The following is a 449-nucleotide window of genomic DNA, read 5'->3' as shown; positions in this document are numbered from 1 at the left end:
ATTGGTTAGCTCAACGCCTCACAGCGCTTACACACCCAACCTATCAACGTCGTAGTCTTCGACGGCCCTTCAGGGGACTCAAGGTCCCAGTGAGATCTCATCTTGAGGCTAGTTTCCCGCTTAGATGCTTTCAGCGGTTATCTATTCCGAACATAGCTACCCGGCAATGCCACTGGCGTGACAACCGGAACACCAGAGGTTCGTCCACTCCGGTCCTCTCGTACTAGGAGCAGCCCCTCTCAAATCTCAAACGTCCACGGCAGATAGGGACCGAACTGTCTCACGACGTTCTAAACCCAGCTCACGTACCTCTTTAAACGGCGAACAGCCGTACCCTTGGGACCTGCTCCAGCCCCAGGATGAGATGAGCCGACATCGAGGTGCCAAACACTGCCGTCGATATGGACTCTTGGGCAGTATCAGCCTGTTATCCCCGGCGTACCTTTTAT

General features: G+C 54.6%; 1 rRNA gene. It reads right to left on the bottom strand.

The features are described 5' to 3' along the window. Window positions 1–449, bottom strand: a 23S ribosomal RNA gene (locus TR61_RS19480); the annotation flags it as partial.

The sequence above is a fragment of the Aestuariivita boseongensis genome, assembly GCF_001262635.1.
Classification (GTDB): domain Bacteria; phylum Pseudomonadota; class Alphaproteobacteria; order Rhodobacterales; family Rhodobacteraceae; genus Aestuariivita; species Aestuariivita boseongensis.
This window is presented reverse-complemented; position numbering and strand designations above follow the sequence as displayed.